This is a genomic window from Candidatus Saccharibacteria bacterium oral taxon 488 (genome assembly GCA_010202115.1).
Classification (GTDB): Bacteria; Patescibacteriota; Saccharimonadia; order Saccharimonadales; family Saccharimonadaceae; genus Nanosynbacter.
This window is the reverse complement of record CP047917.1, coordinates 614,405-629,809: the sequence shown is the minus strand read 5'-3', so window position 1 is coordinate 629,809 and position 15,405 is coordinate 614,405. Positions and strand designations below refer to the sequence as shown.

Genomic DNA, 15,405 nt, shown 5'->3' with positions numbered 1-15,405 from the left:
CGGCGGGCGGTTTTTGGTATAATAACTACATGTATAGTGCAATCTCTCATAATAAGCGAAACACCGTGCTGATCATGGCAGTGTTTGTGGCAATTATCGGTGTAATCGGTGTGCTGGTCGGTATGTATCTACGGAACTATTCATTGTCGTTGATCATCGTCGGTTGTGCGCTGCTTTATGCGTGGTTACAATATTATATTGCTGGTAAATTGGCCATGGCGATGAGCGGTGCGCAGCAGATTGAAAAGAAGGATGCGCCGGAGCTGTGGCGAGTAGTAGAAAACCTGGCGATTACCTCCGGCATGCCGATGCCAAAAGTCTACATTATTGATGATCCAGCGCCGAACGCGTTTGCGACGGGCCGCGATCCAAAGCATGCTATCGTCGGTGCGACTACTGGGCTGTTAGAAATTATGGACAAGCGCGAGCTCGAGGCGGTGATGGCGCACGAGATGAGCCATGTGCGCAACTACGATATTCGCGTTAGTATGATTGCCTTTGGGTTGGTGAGTGCTATTGGGCTGCTCGCTGATATCGCGCTTCGGATGATGATTTATGGTGATGATGATGACGGGGATACCAGTCCGGTTGTCTACGTCGTGGGTATCATAGTAGTAATATTGGCACCGATTTTAGCAACGATTACGCAACTGGCGGTGAGCCGCCAGCGCGAGTATCTCGCGGATGCCTCGGGCGCGCTATTGACTCGCGACTCGGAGGGGCTGGCGATGGCACTGGAGAAGTTACAAAGTTATGGTCGGCCAATGCGTAAGCAGAGCACCTCAACAGCGAACTTATTTATGAACAATCCACTGCGCCCTGGCTTTTTCTCAAAGTTATTTAGCACCCACCCGCCACTAGAAGATCGAATCGCACGTCTGCGAAGTAATGCAACGAAGATGTAATCATGACGAAGTCAACCAAAAAACAATACACCACGCGGCGTAAACGAGCAACCTCAAGAGCGGATAGTCGCGCCGCGACAAAGAAAACAGTATCGTTAAAAGAGAGGCTTATTAAAGCTTGGCAGCGGCTGATACAGCGCCGTCAAGCTTTTCTCCGCCGTCGGCCGCACCGTAGTTTTCGAGTGACCAAGCGGCGTGACTATCGTCGTTCGCTCAAACTGCCAGGCTACTTTGCGCTGACCAAACAAGCATGGCAACTGATACGAAAGCACTGGCGGATCTTCGTTGGATTGGCGGCAATATATGCGGTATTGGGCGTATTGTTATCGGGGTTAATGTCACAAGATACGTACCAGCAACTCAAAGATACAATTAATGAAGCGAACCAAGAAGGAGCCCTGGGTGCTGTGATGCCGACACTGGCGCTATTTGCCGGCGTGGTTACCAATCAGCTTGGCGGTTCGACGGGTGGTGTGGGATCATCCCAGCAGCTAGTTGGTGCGTTAATTGGGCTATATATATGGCTGACGACAATCTGGCTGATTCGTGGCGTGACCGCTGATAAGCGCCTAAAGATTCGTGATGGGCTGTATAACGCGGGTGCACCAGTCATTGCCCTGGCGGTTCTGGTGTTTATTGCGCTCATTCAATTATTACCAGCGGCGATAGCGGCTATCATCTACGGAGCGGCGGATACGTCAGGCATGTTACAACAGACGGTGGTGCTGATGTTGGCGGCCGGTGCCACCATATTAATCGTTACCTTGTCGATATACTGGCTAACGAGTACGTTGTTTGCTATGGTGATCGTCACGCTACCGGGAATGTATCCACTAGAAGCAGCGCGACTGGCTTCGGACGTTGTACTAGGACGGCGGATACGAATCTTGCTGCGATTGATGTGGCTGCTGGTGGTGCTCGCCGTGGTTTGGGCGGCGGTGCTTATTCCGGTCATTACGATTGATGGTGCACTCAAAACGGTGATACCGGCGTTGAACTGGCTGCCGCTGGTGCCGCTCGTGGCGTTGATGTTGGTGGCGTTCTCGATTGTTGCCTCGGCGTGCTACATTTATCTATTCTACCGAAAGGTCGTCGCCGATGACAGCGCGCCAGCTTGATCGGCAGGCGGCCGAGCAACGAATTGTCAAACTGCGAGATCTGATCAATGATTATCGCTATCATTACCATGTGTTTGATGAATCGATCATGAGTGAGGCGGCGGCTGATAGCCTGAAACATGAATTGTCGCAGCTAGAAGAGCAGTTTCCTGAACTCGTCACACCAGACAGCCCGACCCAGCGGGTGGCAGGAAAAGCGCTCGGTAAATTTACCAAGGTCCAGCATCAAACGCGGATGATTTCACTGCAGGACGTGTTTGACCGAGAAGAAGTTGCGGCGTGGATACAGCGCATGAAAAAAGTGCGCCGGGACATCACTGAAGAATTTTTGTGTGATATCAAGATGGATGGCCTGGCCTGTGCGCTGATTTATGAAGACGGTGTGCTGACGCGGGCCGTGACGCGCGGCGACGGATTGGTTGGTGAAGATGTGACCATGAATGTGCGGACGATTCAGAATGTGCCGCTGACACTGCGCGCCAACCAGCGATTTGCTCATTTTTTGCGTGGTCGGACGGAGATTCGTGGTGAAATCGTGATGCACAAAGAGGACTTTGCAGCCTTAAATCAGCGTCGGCGAGCGGCCGGTCAGCCAGAATTTGCCAATCCGCGTAATTTAGCAGCCGGGACGATTCGTCAGCTTGACCCAAAACTGGTGGCAGAGCGTCCATTGTACTTCGTTGGTTATGACATCATTCGCGATAACCTCGAGGATACGCCGACAATTGCCTTTGGCTATCAGATGATGAACGAGTTGGGTATCACCACCAGTCGGCAGACACAAATTGTCTATGGCCTGGACGAAGTGATGAGCTATATCAATCACCTTGATGAGCTGCGTCAGTCGCTGCAGTTTAACACCGACGGAGCAGTCATCAAGCTCAATGACCGGCGACAGTTTGCCGAGCTGGGCATCGTTGGCAAGACACCACGAGCGGCAGTGGCCTATAAATTTGCCGCCGAAGAAGCCACGACCATCGTCCGCGATATTGTCATTTCCATTGGTCGAACCGGTGCGGCCACGCCAGTAGCGGTGTTTGATCCCGTGGTGGTGGCTGGTACGACGGTGCAGCATGCTAGTCTGCATAACGCTGACGAAATTGCTCGGCTGGATGTGCGCCGCGGTGACACGGTGGTGATTTTCAAGGCGGGCGACATCATCCCGCAGGTGCAAACTGTACTGAAAGAATTGCGACCTGCAGATGCTAAACCAATTGATTATCCAGCGGAACTGGCGCGCCAATATCCAGATTTAGAGTTTGTGCGACCAGCAGGTGAGGCGGTGTACCGGGTTAAAGGTTTGAACGGCCCGCTGATTTTAAAGCGTTCCCTGGCACATTTTGCTTCCAAAGGTGCGCTGGACATTGATACGCTGGGCGAGAAAAATGTCGAGGCGCTGGTTGAGGCTGGGCTAGTCAATGATTTGGCAGATATTTACCGGTTGACGAAAGACGATTTGCTGCAGCTGGAGCGCTTTGCTGAGATTTCTGCGCAAAAGCTTATTGATGCCATTGCTGCCAAAAAGCAGCCAGCATTGGAACGATTTTTGTTCGGCCTTGGTATTCGTCATGTTGGCGCGCAGACGGCGATTGACCTCGCGAACCACTTTGAAAGTATTGAAAAGCTAAGCCAAGCGACTATTGACGAGTTGCGCGAGGTAGACGGAGTGGGCGAAATTGTCGCTGAGTCGATCGTGGCATGGTTTGCTGATGAAGATAACGTGACGCTGCTCGAAAAATTTGCCGACCTTGGCGTGACGCCGCAGTTTACTAAAAAATCCGGCAGTCTAACTGGCCAAAGTTTCGTCATCACCGGCACCCTGCAGTCGATGGGCCGTGATACTGCTGCTGAAAGAATCCGCGAACTCGGCGGCACCTTCCAAACCGCTGTTGCAAAAGATACAACATATTTAGTAGCCGGCGGCAAGGTCGGTGCCAGCAAGCTAAAAAAAGCTGAGCAATATGGTACCAAAATTATCGACGAGCAGGAACTGATGCGTATGCTACAAGAATAAAGGGGAATATATATGATCCGATTTTACTTACAAAAACTAGTTCGCGACAAAGTTGTGAAAAAGTGTCTGGATGACGAAGAAGTTTTACATACGGAGTACCGCGAACTAAACAAGCAAGAATTTCGCCACGAACTGCTCCGTAAGATTCATGAGGAAGCGGACGAAATCCCGCTGGACGATGATCAACGCGGCGAATCTCTCAAAGAGCTGGCTGATTTACAGGAAGTTGTTGACGTGCTGCGCCAAGATTTTGGTTTTTCTGTCGAGCAAGTCCAAGCGGAAATGGCGTGCAAGAAACAGAGCAAGGGTGGCTTTGACAAACGACATTACATTAAATATCATGACCTGGATGATGATAGTAAATGGGTAGGAATCTTCCGCGCTCAGCCAGAGAAGTATCGCGAAGAAGCTGCGGATAGTAAAGAGCAGAGTCGTTGCGCGAAAATAAGCAAGGGTGTGTACAAGTATAGCAAGTCAGGCAAGCTATACGAGGTGATCGGTCTAGCGTTAGAAACTGAGGCAGAAGACTTCCTAGTAATTTACCGACCTCTCTATGAAAATGAATATGAGTTATTTGCTCGCCCCGCCAACATGTTTACGGAAACGGTAGTACTGGATGGGAAATCTGTGCCGCGATTTCAGAAAGTAAACTCTGAAACTCAGGTATAAGCGTGATGAAGACGATTACGTTTATCACCGGCAATCCGCACAAAGCAGATTATTTATCGCGCATGCTGGGTTTACCGCTGAAACATCGGGCGGTTGATTTAACGGAAATTCAATCAACGAGCTTGGAAGAGATTGTTGGACATAAGGTACGTCAGGCGTATGCATTTGCTAAGCGTCCAGTTTTGGTTGAGGATGTAGCGCTCGGGTTTACTGCGCTGGGCGGACTGCCGGGTCCGTTTATCAAGTTTTTCGTGGAGGCGCCAAACGGCTTAGGGAATCTCTGCCGGATGCTTGATGGTTTTGACGATCGATCAGCAGTGGCGGCGTGTGTATTTGGCTATTGTGACGGCGAGCAGGTCAAATTGTTTCGTGCTGAACTTGGTGGTGTCATCGCCAAGCACCCTGCCGGCGATGGCGGTTTTGGCTGGGATAAAATATTTTGCCCGGATGGCCATGGCGGTAGAGCTCGCGCCGAATTAACGCCGAGTGAGGATGCCGAAACGTACCGCTTGTTCAAACCAATCGATGCCGTCCGTCAATTTCTCACCACACTTGAATAAACATATGCTATTATTTATATATGAAAGTGATCTACCTAGCTGGCAAAAATCTCGACAGGGCGAATCGCGTGGCAAAAATCCTAGAGGATTCCGGCTATAGTATTCCGTGTAATTGGTACTATAATTACAAAGACGACGAGACAAATTTCAGTCCAGAAGATGAAGTTCAGGCTGTCCGTTCTGCCGATGTTTTGGTATATCTATGGGAATCCGACCAGGAGAGTGCGCGCTACGAAGTTGGCATGGCGATAGCGCTTGGTAAACCAGTGGTCGTTGTTCATGATACCCCAAAATGGTTTCTACAACTGTCAAATATTCATGCGGTCTCACGGGATGAGGATATTATAAAGGCGCTGAGTGAGGTTGGTTGACGAAGGATCCCCTATGGTAAAACCAGTGCTACAGCCACACTAAAATGAGAGGTGCTATAATAGACCCCATGACAAAACACATCAATCTCGTCACTGGTAATCCGCGTAAAATTGAGGAGGCAACGGCTACGCTGAGCCAATACGACATAGCGGTGGAGATTATTAATATAGATATTGATGAGATCCAGCACCGTGATCCATTAAAAATTACCGAGGCTAAGGTTCGGGCAGCGTACGAGAAGGTTGGCAAGCCGGTTGTTGTCAACGATAGTAATTGGGAAGTGCCCGCGCTCGGTGGCTTTCCGGGTGGCTACATGAAAGATATCGCGCACTGGTTGACGCCCGAAGATTTTTTGGCTTTGCTACGCGACAAAGATGATTGGCAGATTATTCTCCATGACATTGTCGCCTATTACGACGGGCATAATCTACAGACGTTTATCTTTGATCAGCCGGGGAAGTTTGTGGCTCCGCCACGTGGCAAGAGTGGCGCATCGGTCAACAAGATTATTACGATGGATGGTAGTAACGGCCTGACGATATCCGAGGTGTTTGATCGGCGCGATCAAGGCTTGGCGGTTGAGACTGATACGCTGCAGCAATGGCATCAATTTGCGCAGTGGTATATCATGCAGTAGCTGGTTTCTATGAAGTTCGCGCCATACTGGCAGTAATAAGCGTGGCGCCGATCACATCATCAACGCTAGAGCCGCGAGATAGGTCGCTGATTGGCCGAGCAAAACCCTGCAAGATCGGCCCGTACGCATGACCGCCAGCCAGATGTTCGGCTAACTTATACGCGATATTACCAGAATCAAGATCGGGGAAAACGAGGACGTTAGCCCTGCCGGCAACCGGACTGCTTGGTGATTTTTTCTGGCCGATAGCGGGGACGATCGCCGCATCTAATTGCAGTTCGCCATCAATGAGTATATCGGGTCGCTCTGTTTTGACGAGCCGTAGTGCCTGCGTGACGAGCTCGACGCTGTCGCCGCCAGCGCTGCCTTTCGTTGAGTATGACAGCATAGCCACGCGTGGCTCCCAGCCAAGCGACGCCGCACTATCCGCCGAGGCCATAGCAATTGCCGCCAGCTGTTCGGCATTTGGCTGAATGTTCATGCCGCAGTCAGCAAAGAATAACAAGCCGTGTTCGCCACCCTGAAACTGTGGGACGTCTATCACGAAAAAGCTGGATGCATATCGAACATCGGGCGCCAGTCCAACAATTTTCAGCCCAGCCCGCAGCACGTCTTTCGTTGGGTGATCAATTCCAGCCACCATAACGTCGGCCTCGCCGCTCGTTAGCATCGTTGCACCGCGACTGATGGCGTCCTCTTCCTCATCAAGCAATACTGGCTGCACTGCACCGCTCTCCTCTAGTGCCCGCGCCGCCTGCTGGATGATGTGGTTATTACCTTCAGGAAATACCACGCGTGGCGGACGTAAGGCTAAGGTTTTTGCTAAGTCTCGTATGTGCTGATTCATAGGTATAGTATAATGGAAACATGGACGAATTGACAATTGAACGAGCATCCCATATCACTGAAGCTGATGTGGCAGACATTACTAACCTCATCGCGGCACTCACCAGCAAGCCACACCCGGCTGATACCGAGCTGTTACAGCAGATTATCGACTCGCCGAGTCATGCGTTGCTGTTGGCACGGTTATCAGGCAAAGTCGTTGGCATGGCAACGGTGGCGTTATTACTGGGGCCAGCTGCTGGGCGCAAGATCTACCTCGACGATTTCGTTGCTGATCCGACTATCCAGGGTAAGGGCGTCGGCTCTCAACTCTGGGACGCTATCATCGACTGGGGTCGCGAGCAGGGCGCTTTGAAATTAGAATTCACATCACGCCCAGAACGTGAAGCGGCGCAGCAATTCTACTTGAAAAAGGGCGCAGTCGTACGTAGTACTAACGCCTTTGCTAAGGAATTGTAAATAAATATCAGGTAAACCTCTTGTGCTTTTTAATAAAAAAGCACATAATATCATTAGAGCTGGTACGCATAGGGGCGTTTCCTATGCTGCCATCCAAAACAAACACATGAAATTGCCCCGGGTGGGCGCGTAACAGCTCTTTTTTGTTCGTCAAGTGGCGCGTTTGACGGCGCTTATGGTATGATAAAGGGGATGTTCAAGAAGTCGTTTGAGAAAAAAGTGATACGCTATGTCCGGCAATTTTTTGCCGACCATGCTGATGTCAAGTTGATCGCAGTGACCGGGAGTGCTGGCAAGACGAGTGCCAAAACGGCGATCGCCACTGTGCTATCGCAGCAATTTGCTGTCGCCATGCACGCTGCTGAGCCAATGTCGCACTTGCAAACCCTTCTACAGATTATGGGTGTGCGCTATCCTGAGAATCGTCCGGAGGAGAAGTGGGGATTTTGGCACCGCCGCAAGATGATGCGAGCTGTCAAAAAGCGTGCTCGCGCTGAGCATCCCGAAGCTCATGTCATCGTCCAAGAATTCAGCCCGATGCAGCCCGGTTTTAACGCGTGGTTTCAGCAGGTTATTTTGCCGGATATGGCCGTTGTGACGTCGGTAACCTCTGGCCGCATGCGGGTTGAACATACCGTCGAAGAGGTGGCTGGCGAGATGCTAACGTTAGCGAATAATGCTCGCTTTGCGGCCATTAACCGCGATGATATTGACGGTCGATTTGCTGCATTTTTGACAAATCCCCAGATGACGACATATGGCACTAGCGAGGTCGCTGAGTATTATTTTGAGCAGCATGATTTCTCGCTGGAGCACGGTTATGTCGGCAAGATTATCGGCCCGGAATACCCTGATGGCATCGCGGTGACGCTGCCGCTGCTTGGTGAACATAATCTGCGGCCAGCCGTCGTGGCGATGCTCGCTGGGGTGCGGATGGGTATGACGAAAGAATTGATTGAAAAGGGCTTGAGCCAGTTAGGCCCGCTGCCGGGTCGGATGCAAGTGCTTCGCGGTGCGGATCAGACGATTTTGATTGACGATAGCTATAGCTCATCACCACTGACGGCATTGTCAGCACTACAAACGCTGTACAGTCTTGAGGTGCCGCAGCGTATCGTGGTGTTTGGTAACATGAATGGGCTACGCAAGGATACGCAGGCCGGTCATGCCAAGCTCGGCGCTCAGTGTTCACCAGACGAGCTGGATTGGGTAGTGACCGTCGGTGAGATGGCTAATCAATACCTAGCGCCAGTAGCACGTCGTCGCGGCTGTCAGGTCAAGGAGTGTCGTGATGCGCTGATGGCCGGCGGATTTGTGCGCGAAAAACTTCATGCGGGCGGCGTGGCTCTCTTCAAAGGTTCAAGTGGCGGTGTTTGGCTCGAGGAAGCGATTAAAATTAACCTACACAGCACTGAGGATGAGAAAAAATTGGTGCGCCAGTCACCTGATTGGATTAAGCGAAAAAATGAATTTTTCTCGCGCTTTCGCGGATAGTGATACAATGAAAGTATAACGAGGAGGAATATGGACGACAAGGGTACGAATAGCAAGAAAACACCAGCGGATAAAGCCGCTGCGTCAACACCGCCGGCAGCGTCGCAGTCGACGGTCACATCAAGCTCATCACAGTCGACAACGACTCCGCCTACACAGGCTGATCAGCCGGCATCGTCGTCCTTGCGCCCGCCGATCATGAATTCGGTTATGCCGCCAAAAAAGAAAACTGGCCTCATCATCGGTATTATTACCGGCTCGGTTGTATTGCTGCTAGCTATCGCTGCGGTACTGTTGTACTTTTTCTGGTGGCAAGATCCGCAGAGGATGGTAACTGATGCGATGGTCAGTTCGTTCCAGACTAAAAAGGTGGTTTCCTCAGGTAAGCTCGTCATGGATCTTGGTAGCGGCAATCGGGCTGACATTAAGATTAAAGCCGTTGCTGACTCACCAAAATCAAAAACCGAGGCCACCATTACATTGGCGATCAATGGCATAGAAACCCAACAGGATATCGTGCTTACGGTGGTGGCTGACGGCAAGGGCGCGGTTTATATTAAGGGTGAACACTTAAAAGATATCGTACGCCAGATGGCAGAGACGATCATTAAGGATCGGGGCCAGGGAGCACTACCGGACGCGCAGCCAACAGTTATACATATACGTGACCAGATCCTCAAACAGCTTGATGAGAAACTTAACAAGATTGAAGGCAAGTGGCTTAAGGTGTCATTTGATGAGCTTGGCACGTCATATGCGGATAAAGATACATGTTCCCAAGAAATCTTTGATTTGATCAATGCTGACCAGCAGGTGCGTAGCGAACTGATCAATGCGTATCGCAAAAACAGCTTTGTGACGGTCAAAAAGGACGCTAAGGTCGAGCCGCGTGATGGTGCGCCTGGCTTTGAAATTGATCTAGCTTCGGATGGTAAAATGTCAGACAAACTACGCGCATTTGTCGATTCTCTGGGGGATACGAAACTTGGCAAGAAAATTAAAGAGTGCTATGGCGACAAAGTATTCAATACAGCAAATAAAACTACGTCATCAAAGAAATTGCCCACTATACGTATCTGGGTCAATCCGTGGTCGCATCAACTGAAAGCGATTGAGATTAAGGCACACAGTTCAGATGACGACAAGGATCGGAATATCACTATGGATATGACATTTGATTACAACAAGTCAGAACAGATTGACATACCATCAAATGCCGATAATCTTAAGTCGGTGCTTCAGGATTTTGCCGGCTCATCGCCAATACCGCCGCCGTTTGCTAGGGGTGGTGTGTCTGTAGACGAGAATGACGAAGACACGAACGTTAGCGTCGAGAGATGATATACTAAGGAGTATGAAACGCTACAATCCGACGGAAATTGAGAAAAAATGGCAAGATAAGTGGGAGGCTGATGATACATATGTCACTGACCTTAGTGATACAACGCGCCCTAAGTATTATAGTCTAAGCATGCTTCCTGGTATTACTGGCGCGGGTATTCACATCGGTCACGGTCGGACGTTTCAGTTTGCCGATATTAAAGCGCGCCTCAAGCGTCAGCAGGGCTATAATACTTATCATCCAATTGGCTGGGATAGCTTTGGCTTACCGGTGGAAAATTACGCCATCAAGGTCGGTAAAACGCCGCGAGTGGCGCACGACGAAGCCAAGGCACACTTCATCGCTCAGCTGAAGCGACTCGGATTTAGTTATGATTGGTCGAAGGAAATTTCTACGGCTGATCCAGAGTACTACAAATGGACTCAGTGGATTTTTACGCAGCTATACAAACACGATTTGGCGTACCAAAAGGAACAGCCGCAGTGGTGGTGTGATACTGACAATACGGTGCTGGCTAACGAGCAGGTTGAGGGCGGCAAATGTTGGCGCTGCGGTAACCCCGTCACCAAGCGCAACCTCAAACAGTGGTTTTTCCGCATCACCGCCTATGCTGATGAGATGCTGGAGGCGACTGACGACCTAGACTGGACGGACATGGTCAAAACCATGCAGAAAAATTGGATTGGTCGGTCAGTCGGTGCGGAAGTTGACTTTGCGGTCAGCGGACAGGATTCCGTCGTCACTGTATTTACTACGCGCCCCGACACCTTGTTTGGTGCCAGCTACGTGGCACTGGCGCCAGAGCACCCACTGGTTTCTCAGTTGGTCAATGCTGACACGCGCCCCAAAGTTGAAGCATACATTCAAGCGGCGCAGAAAAAATCCGACGTTGAACGCCAGGAAAATAAAGACAAAACTGGCGTCTTTACTGGCAGCTATGCCATCAATCCAGTCAATGGTCAGAAAGTGCCAATTTGGGTGGCGGATTACATCCTCGGTGGTTACGGTACTGGCGCGATTATGGCGGTGCCAGCGCATGATGAGCGCGACCTGGAGTTTGCCGAAAAATTTGATTTGCCAGTAGTGCAGGTGATTGAAAAACCGGAAAACTCGGCGGATGCTGGCTGTTACACGGGCGAAGGCGAATTGATTAATTCGGGCGATTTTGATGGTCTGCGCAGCGAAGAGGCTCGCGAACAGGTGGTAGCCTGGCTGGAGCAACAGGGCTTGGGTCGGAGCAAGACTACCTATAAAATGCGCGATTGGCTGATTTCTCGCCAGCGGTACTGGGGTGCGCCAATTCCGATGGTGCATGTTGACGGCTTCGAGCCAATCGCCGTGGCGGATGAGTGCTTGCCGGTGATTTTGCCAGAAGTCGAGAATTTCAAACCAACGGGCGGCAACACCTCGGTCCTAGCGCAAGTCGATGATTGGGTGCGGGTGTGGGTTGATGTTGAGACGGGTAAAACGGTGCCGATCACCGAGCCAAAGCCAACGGGCAACAATTGGCATGAAGGGCGGCGCGAAACTGATACGCTGGATGGCTATGCTTGCTCGAGTTGGTATTTCCTGCGCTATCTTGATCCGCACAATGACGCCGAGGCGTGGGGTCCAATGCGCATTAACCACTGGATGCCGGTCGATTATTACAACGGTGCTGACCATGCGGTGGCACACCTGCTGTACAGTCGTTTTTGGATGCGCTTTTTCTATAAACTCGGTCTCGTGCCAACGCCGGAGCCGTTCAAGCGGATGATGTACAACGCTTACATCATGGCGCCGGACGGTCAAAAGATGAGTAAGTCCAAGGGCAACGTCATCGACCCGATGGAGATTATGGATAGCGGTTACGGGGCTGATGCGCTGCGCGTGTATGAAATGTTTATCGCGCCGTACGATATGGATGCGCCGTGGGATCCGCGCGGGGTGCCAGGGACGTATCGGTTCTTAAACCGAGTGTGGAATGTGGTGCAGGAGTTTGTGGTTGCGGATACATCACCATCCACTAACCCTTCCTTGAGCGACCCATCGTCATCGACTGATTCTTCTGAATTATTGCGCCTCACTCACCTCACTATCAAGAAAGTCACTCGCGACATTGAGGATGAAAAGTTCAACACGGCAGTGGCGGCGATGATGGAGATGGTCAATGGCCTATACAAGCTCAAAGAAACACACGGCATGCAAGCAACAGAAACGTGGCAGTTTGCCTTGGAGAGTTTGCTGCAAATTTTAGCACCATTTGCGCCGCATATCACTGAGGAATTGTGGCAGGAGTTGGGCCATGCTGATACCATTCACGTTAATCACTGGCCAAAGTGGGATGAAAAATATCTGGTGAGCGATGTGATGACCATCATCGTTCAGGTCAATGGTAAGCTTCGATCACGGCTGGAGCTGCCGGCTGACGCTGATAAAGAGATGATTGAGCAACGAGCGCTGGATGACGAGAAGGTTCGCGCCTATCTCGACGCCCGGACACCGAAAAAGGTGATTTATGTGCCGGGGAAGTTGGTGAATATTGTTGTCTAGGTTAGTTGCCGAGGGGCTTAGTCGTCACCGAGCCATCCCGGTGTACCTCGACTCGTACGCGTGTTCCCTGTGGAAGACCAGCGAGCTTTTTGGATTCCGTAGCACAGCCCACTATATCAATTTGGGTAGTAGTATTGGCATCTCTTACAACGGAATGTGCTGCTGTACATACATCTGAATCATTTGTGGCATTACCTTCCGTGGGGTCATAATGCATCATAAAAGAGCCAACTAGGGGTGATCCTGGCGGCTCTTTATCGGCGTTGGCGATACCGTTAATGCCGATGCCGAGACCCGCCCCCATTACCGCTAGCATCGCTCCTGATCCGATGGCCAGTTTCAGCTCACCTAGTCGACTTAGTGTTTCCCCAGATTGAGGGGTAAGTTTTTCTTATCCATAATTAGTAGGATGTATCCTTTCTATTGTAAGTGATGTTTACGATATTACCATAAATATTATATAAAGTCAATAATACCCCCTGACAGCGTATCGCCATCGCCCTGCATCATCTCTGCATCCCCTTGAGAAATCTATCAAAAACCGGTATAATGAAGCCCAAGTGTTACGATAAACTGAAATAAAGGAGATTTTTCTATGGCACAACCAAAAAAGCAGAGCAGCCCGCGCAAGACTGGTCTGCGCCGCAGCCACTTGGTACTGAAATTAGCACGCCGCGTCAACGGGACGTCACCAGTGAAAGTCAAGACGACCAAACGCGAGACTGGTAATAAGAGTACAAAATAAACTAACACGAACAGGAACGTTTTTGTCATGGCTTCAAACCGTCATTTGGGACGAATCGTCGCGTTGCAGACCTTATACGAGATTGAGTTTCGCCAGGAAGTTGGCGACAGCGGGGTTAATGTCGCCGATATCTTGACGCGCAATCTTGAGAAATACAAATCGTCAGTCGATGATGTTGAGTTTGTGCGGGGTCTGATCAATGGCGTCACCACGCATAAAGCAGAGCTTGATGATAAACTTCGTCCGCTGGCGCCAGAATGGCCGATTGAGCAGATATCGCGAATTGACCGGACGGTATTGCGGCTCGGGCTGTATGAATTATTGTTTTCTCGGGCAGCAGTGCCACCAAAAGTGGCTATCAACGAGGCAGTGGAACTGGCAAAAACGTTTGGTTCGGATAACTCAGGGAAATTTGTGAACGGTGTGCTCGGCACAGCGTATCGCTCCCTTCAAGAGGATGCCGATGAAGACAAGCAGCTTTGATCATATTAAGAAATATTTTGGCGGTCGCAAAAAACCGTCGATCCAAGAAATAGTTCGCGAGCCAACCGCCGGTGGTGTGGTGTTTCGACGCAATAAAAAAGGTGATGTTGAGTTTCTACTCTACCAAGACGCGCGGGATCGCTGGACAATTCCCAAGGGCCACGTTGAGCCGGGCGAGACGGCACAGGCCGCCGCCAAGCGTGAGGTTGGCGAAGAGGCTGGCCTCAAGAATATCGAGGTATGTGGCTGGCTGGGCAAGATTAATTTTCGCTATCGCCGGCTTGATAAGTTAGTGCTGATTTCGCAGCAAGTGTACCTGATGAAGGCGCTTGATCCGGACGAAAAACTGCAAAAAGAAGACTGGATGAATGGCCTGGCGTGGTTTACCTTTCATGAGGCGCTGGATGAGATCGAGTATGAGGATATTGGCAAGCTGATTCTGCTCGCTATGAAACGAATCAGGCAGGAGAATCTATAGATGAGCGGGATGAATACGGCGCCGTATCAGGAGTTTGCGCGTGAGAAGTTGGGGTTTGAGTTTAATAATTTGGATCTGTTGATTACGGCTTTGACGCATCGTAGCTACGTTAATGAACACAGAAAATCAGTCCACGAGCATAACGAGCGGTTGGAATTCCTCGGTGATGCGGTGTTGGAGCTAGCAGTCACGGAATATTTGTTTACGAATTTTTCTGAGCCAGAAGGTATTTTGACAGCGTGGCGGGCGGCGTTGGTGCGCACGGAAAGTATCGGCGATGCAGGCGATACCTTGGGTTACGGGCCGCTGATTCGCATGTCAAAGGGTGAGAAAAATGGTTCGGATCGGGCACACTTGCAGATTTTGGCCAACGCGTTTGAGGCAGTCATTGGCGCGATTTACCTGGAGCGTGGCTTTGACGATGCGCGCGATTTTATTCATAAGCATATTATTATCAAGTTGGACGGAATATTGGAATCAGGTAGCTGGCGTGATCCGAAGTCGTATTTGCAGGAAATTTCTCAACGCGTCGATGGCCAGACGCCAGTATATAAAGTTTTGGGCGAGGAAGGTCCAGATCATGATAAGGTTTTCACGCTTGGGGTGTTCGTCGGTGAAACACTGATGGGGCACGGCGTGGGTCCGTCCAAGCAGGTGGCTCAACAGCAAGCCGCCCGCCAAGCAATCGCTCGATATCGGGCAGCGAATTCTGAATAGTGATTATATCTTTTCTCAGCGCCTAACCGGTGTT

16 protein-coding genes are annotated in these 15,405 nt (G+C 50.7%); 15 read left to right on the top strand and 1 reads right to left on the bottom strand.

Annotation, left to right across the window (positions count from 1 at the left end; all coding sequences use genetic code 11):
- The first annotated feature begins 29 nt into the window (after positions 1-29).
- From GWK74_03405 to GWK74_03375, 7 genes are all read left to right on the top strand, one after another.
- Complete coding sequence (locus tag GWK74_03405) at positions 30-905, top strand: M48 family metalloprotease (protein ID QHU90546.1); 876 nt, start codon at positions 30-32, stop codon at positions 903-905.
- A gap of 2 nt (positions 906-907) precedes the next feature.
- Complete coding sequence (locus tag GWK74_03400) at positions 908-2,023, top strand: hypothetical protein (protein ID QHU90545.1); 1,116 nt, start codon at positions 908-910, stop codon at positions 2,021-2,023.
- A complete protein-coding gene (ligA, locus tag GWK74_03395; protein QHU90544.1) occupies positions 2,004-4,037 on the top strand; it encodes an NAD-dependent DNA ligase LigA in 2,034 nt (677 codons plus the stop codon). Before GWK74_03400 ends, ligA begins: the two co-directional genes overlap by 20 nt.
- A gap of 282 nt (positions 4,038-4,319) precedes the next feature.
- A complete protein-coding gene (locus GWK74_03390) occupies positions 4,320-4,706 on the top strand; it encodes a DUF1653 domain-containing protein (protein QHU90854.1) in 387 nt (128 codons plus the stop codon).
- Between the two features lie 2 nt (positions 4,707-4,708).
- Entirely contained in the window at positions 4,709-5,266 is a 558-nt protein-coding gene (locus GWK74_03385; protein ID QHU90543.1) for a non-canonical purine NTP pyrophosphatase, read from the top strand.
- 20 nt (positions 5,267-5,286) lie between these two features.
- Positions 5,287-5,637: a hypothetical protein gene (locus GWK74_03380; protein QHU90542.1), complete on the top strand. Its 351-nt coding sequence runs from the start codon at positions 5,287-5,289 to the stop codon at positions 5,635-5,637.
- A 68-nt stretch (positions 5,638-5,705) separates the two neighbouring features.
- Positions 5,706-6,275 (top strand): hypothetical protein, encoded by a 570-nt coding sequence (locus GWK74_03375; GenBank protein QHU90541.1) that lies wholly within the window; start codon positions 5,706-5,708, stop codon positions 6,273-6,275.
- Between the two features lie 7 nt (positions 6,276-6,282).
- Here the strand turns inward: GWK74_03375 and GWK74_03370 are convergent, their stop codons facing one another.
- Positions 6,283-7,122 (bottom strand): phosphate acetyltransferase, encoded by an 840-nt coding sequence (locus tag GWK74_03370; protein ID QHU90540.1) that lies wholly within the window; start codon positions 7,120-7,122, stop codon positions 6,283-6,285.
- 20 nt (positions 7,123-7,142) lie between these two features.
- Here GWK74_03370 and GWK74_03365 point away from each other — a divergent pair, with 20 nt between their 5' ends.
- The 8 genes from GWK74_03365 (at position 7,143) to rnc (ending at position 15,371) form a co-directional block, all read left to right on the top strand.
- Positions 7,143-7,580 carry a GNAT family N-acetyltransferase gene (locus GWK74_03365; protein ID QHU90539.1) on the top strand — a complete coding sequence of 146 codons (438 nt, stop codon included), beginning with the start codon at positions 7,143-7,145 and terminating at the stop codon, positions 7,578-7,580.
- Positions 7,581-7,772: 192 nt separating this feature from the next.
- Positions 7,773-9,074 carry a hypothetical protein gene (locus tag GWK74_03360; GenBank protein ID QHU90538.1) on the top strand — a complete coding sequence of 434 codons (1,302 nt, stop codon included), beginning with the start codon at positions 7,773-7,775 and terminating at the stop codon, positions 9,072-9,074.
- Positions 9,075-9,104: 30 nt separating this feature from the next.
- The gene (locus GWK74_03355) at positions 9,105-10,415 is read left to right on the top strand and encodes a hypothetical protein (protein QHU90537.1); all 1,311 of its coding nucleotides are present in this window, start codon (positions 9,105-9,107) and stop codon (positions 10,413-10,415) included.
- Positions 10,416-10,428: 13 nt separating this feature from the next.
- Complete coding sequence (locus GWK74_03350; protein QHU90536.1) at positions 10,429-12,948, top strand: leucine--tRNA ligase; 2,520 nt, start codon at positions 10,429-10,431, stop codon at positions 12,946-12,948.
- Positions 12,949-13,543: 595 nt separating this feature from the next.
- Positions 13,544-13,693, top strand: a complete 150-nt coding sequence (locus GWK74_03345) for a hypothetical protein (GenBank protein QHU90535.1) — start codon at positions 13,544-13,546, stop codon at positions 13,691-13,693.
- 27 nt (positions 13,694-13,720) lie between these two features.
- Positions 13,721-14,176 carry a transcription antitermination factor NusB gene (nusB, locus tag GWK74_03340; protein QHU90534.1) on the top strand — a complete coding sequence of 152 codons (456 nt, stop codon included), beginning with the start codon at positions 13,721-13,723 and terminating at the stop codon, positions 14,174-14,176.
- Positions 14,157-14,654, top strand: a complete 498-nt coding sequence (locus GWK74_03335) for an NUDIX domain-containing protein (protein QHU90533.1) — start codon at positions 14,157-14,159, stop codon at positions 14,652-14,654. Before nusB ends, GWK74_03335 begins: the two co-directional genes overlap by 20 nt.
- The gene (rnc, locus tag GWK74_03330; protein ID QHU90532.1) at positions 14,655-15,371 is read left to right on the top strand and encodes a ribonuclease III; all 717 of its coding nucleotides are present in this window, start codon (positions 14,655-14,657) and stop codon (positions 15,369-15,371) included.
- Positions 15,372-15,405 lie beyond the last annotated feature (34 nt).

Coding starts and splice junctions, on each gene's coding strand:
- GWK74_03375 (QHU90541.1), top strand. CDS start 5,706: ATGACAAAACACATCAATCTCGTCACTGGTAATCCGCGTAAAATTGAG.
- GWK74_03345 (QHU90535.1), top strand. CDS start 13,544: ATGGCACAACCAAAAAAGCAGAGCAGCCCGCGCAAGACTGGTCTGCGC.
- GWK74_03405 (QHU90546.1), top strand. CDS start 30: ATGTATAGTGCAATCTCTCATAATAAGCGAAACACCGTGCTGATCATG.
- GWK74_03355 (QHU90537.1), top strand. CDS start 9,105: ATGGACGACAAGGGTACGAATAGCAAGAAAACACCAGCGGATAAAGCC.
- GWK74_03370 (QHU90540.1), bottom strand. CDS start 7,122: ATGAATCAGCACATACGAGACTTAGCAAAAACCTTAGCCTTACGTCCG.
- GWK74_03335 (QHU90533.1), top strand. CDS start 14,157: ATGAAGACAAGCAGCTTTGATCATATTAAGAAATATTTTGGCGGTCGC.
- GWK74_03350 (QHU90536.1), top strand. CDS start 10,429: ATGAAACGCTACAATCCGACGGAAATTGAGAAAAAATGGCAAGATAAG.
- GWK74_03390 (QHU90854.1), top strand. CDS start 4,320: ATGGCGTGCAAGAAACAGAGCAAGGGTGGCTTTGACAAACGACATTAC.
- GWK74_03400 (QHU90545.1), top strand. CDS start 908: ATGACGAAGTCAACCAAAAAACAATACACCACGCGGCGTAAACGAGCA.
- GWK74_03360 (QHU90538.1), top strand. CDS start 7,773: ATGTTCAAGAAGTCGTTTGAGAAAAAAGTGATACGCTATGTCCGGCAA.
- nusB (QHU90534.1), top strand. CDS start 13,721: ATGGCTTCAAACCGTCATTTGGGACGAATCGTCGCGTTGCAGACCTTA.
- ligA (QHU90544.1), top strand. CDS start 2,004: ATGACAGCGCGCCAGCTTGATCGGCAGGCGGCCGAGCAACGAATTGTC.
- GWK74_03380 (QHU90542.1), top strand. CDS start 5,287: ATGAAAGTGATCTACCTAGCTGGCAAAAATCTCGACAGGGCGAATCGC.
- GWK74_03365 (QHU90539.1), top strand. CDS start 7,143: ATGGACGAATTGACAATTGAACGAGCATCCCATATCACTGAAGCTGAT.
- rnc (QHU90532.1), top strand. CDS start 14,655: ATGAGCGGGATGAATACGGCGCCGTATCAGGAGTTTGCGCGTGAGAAG.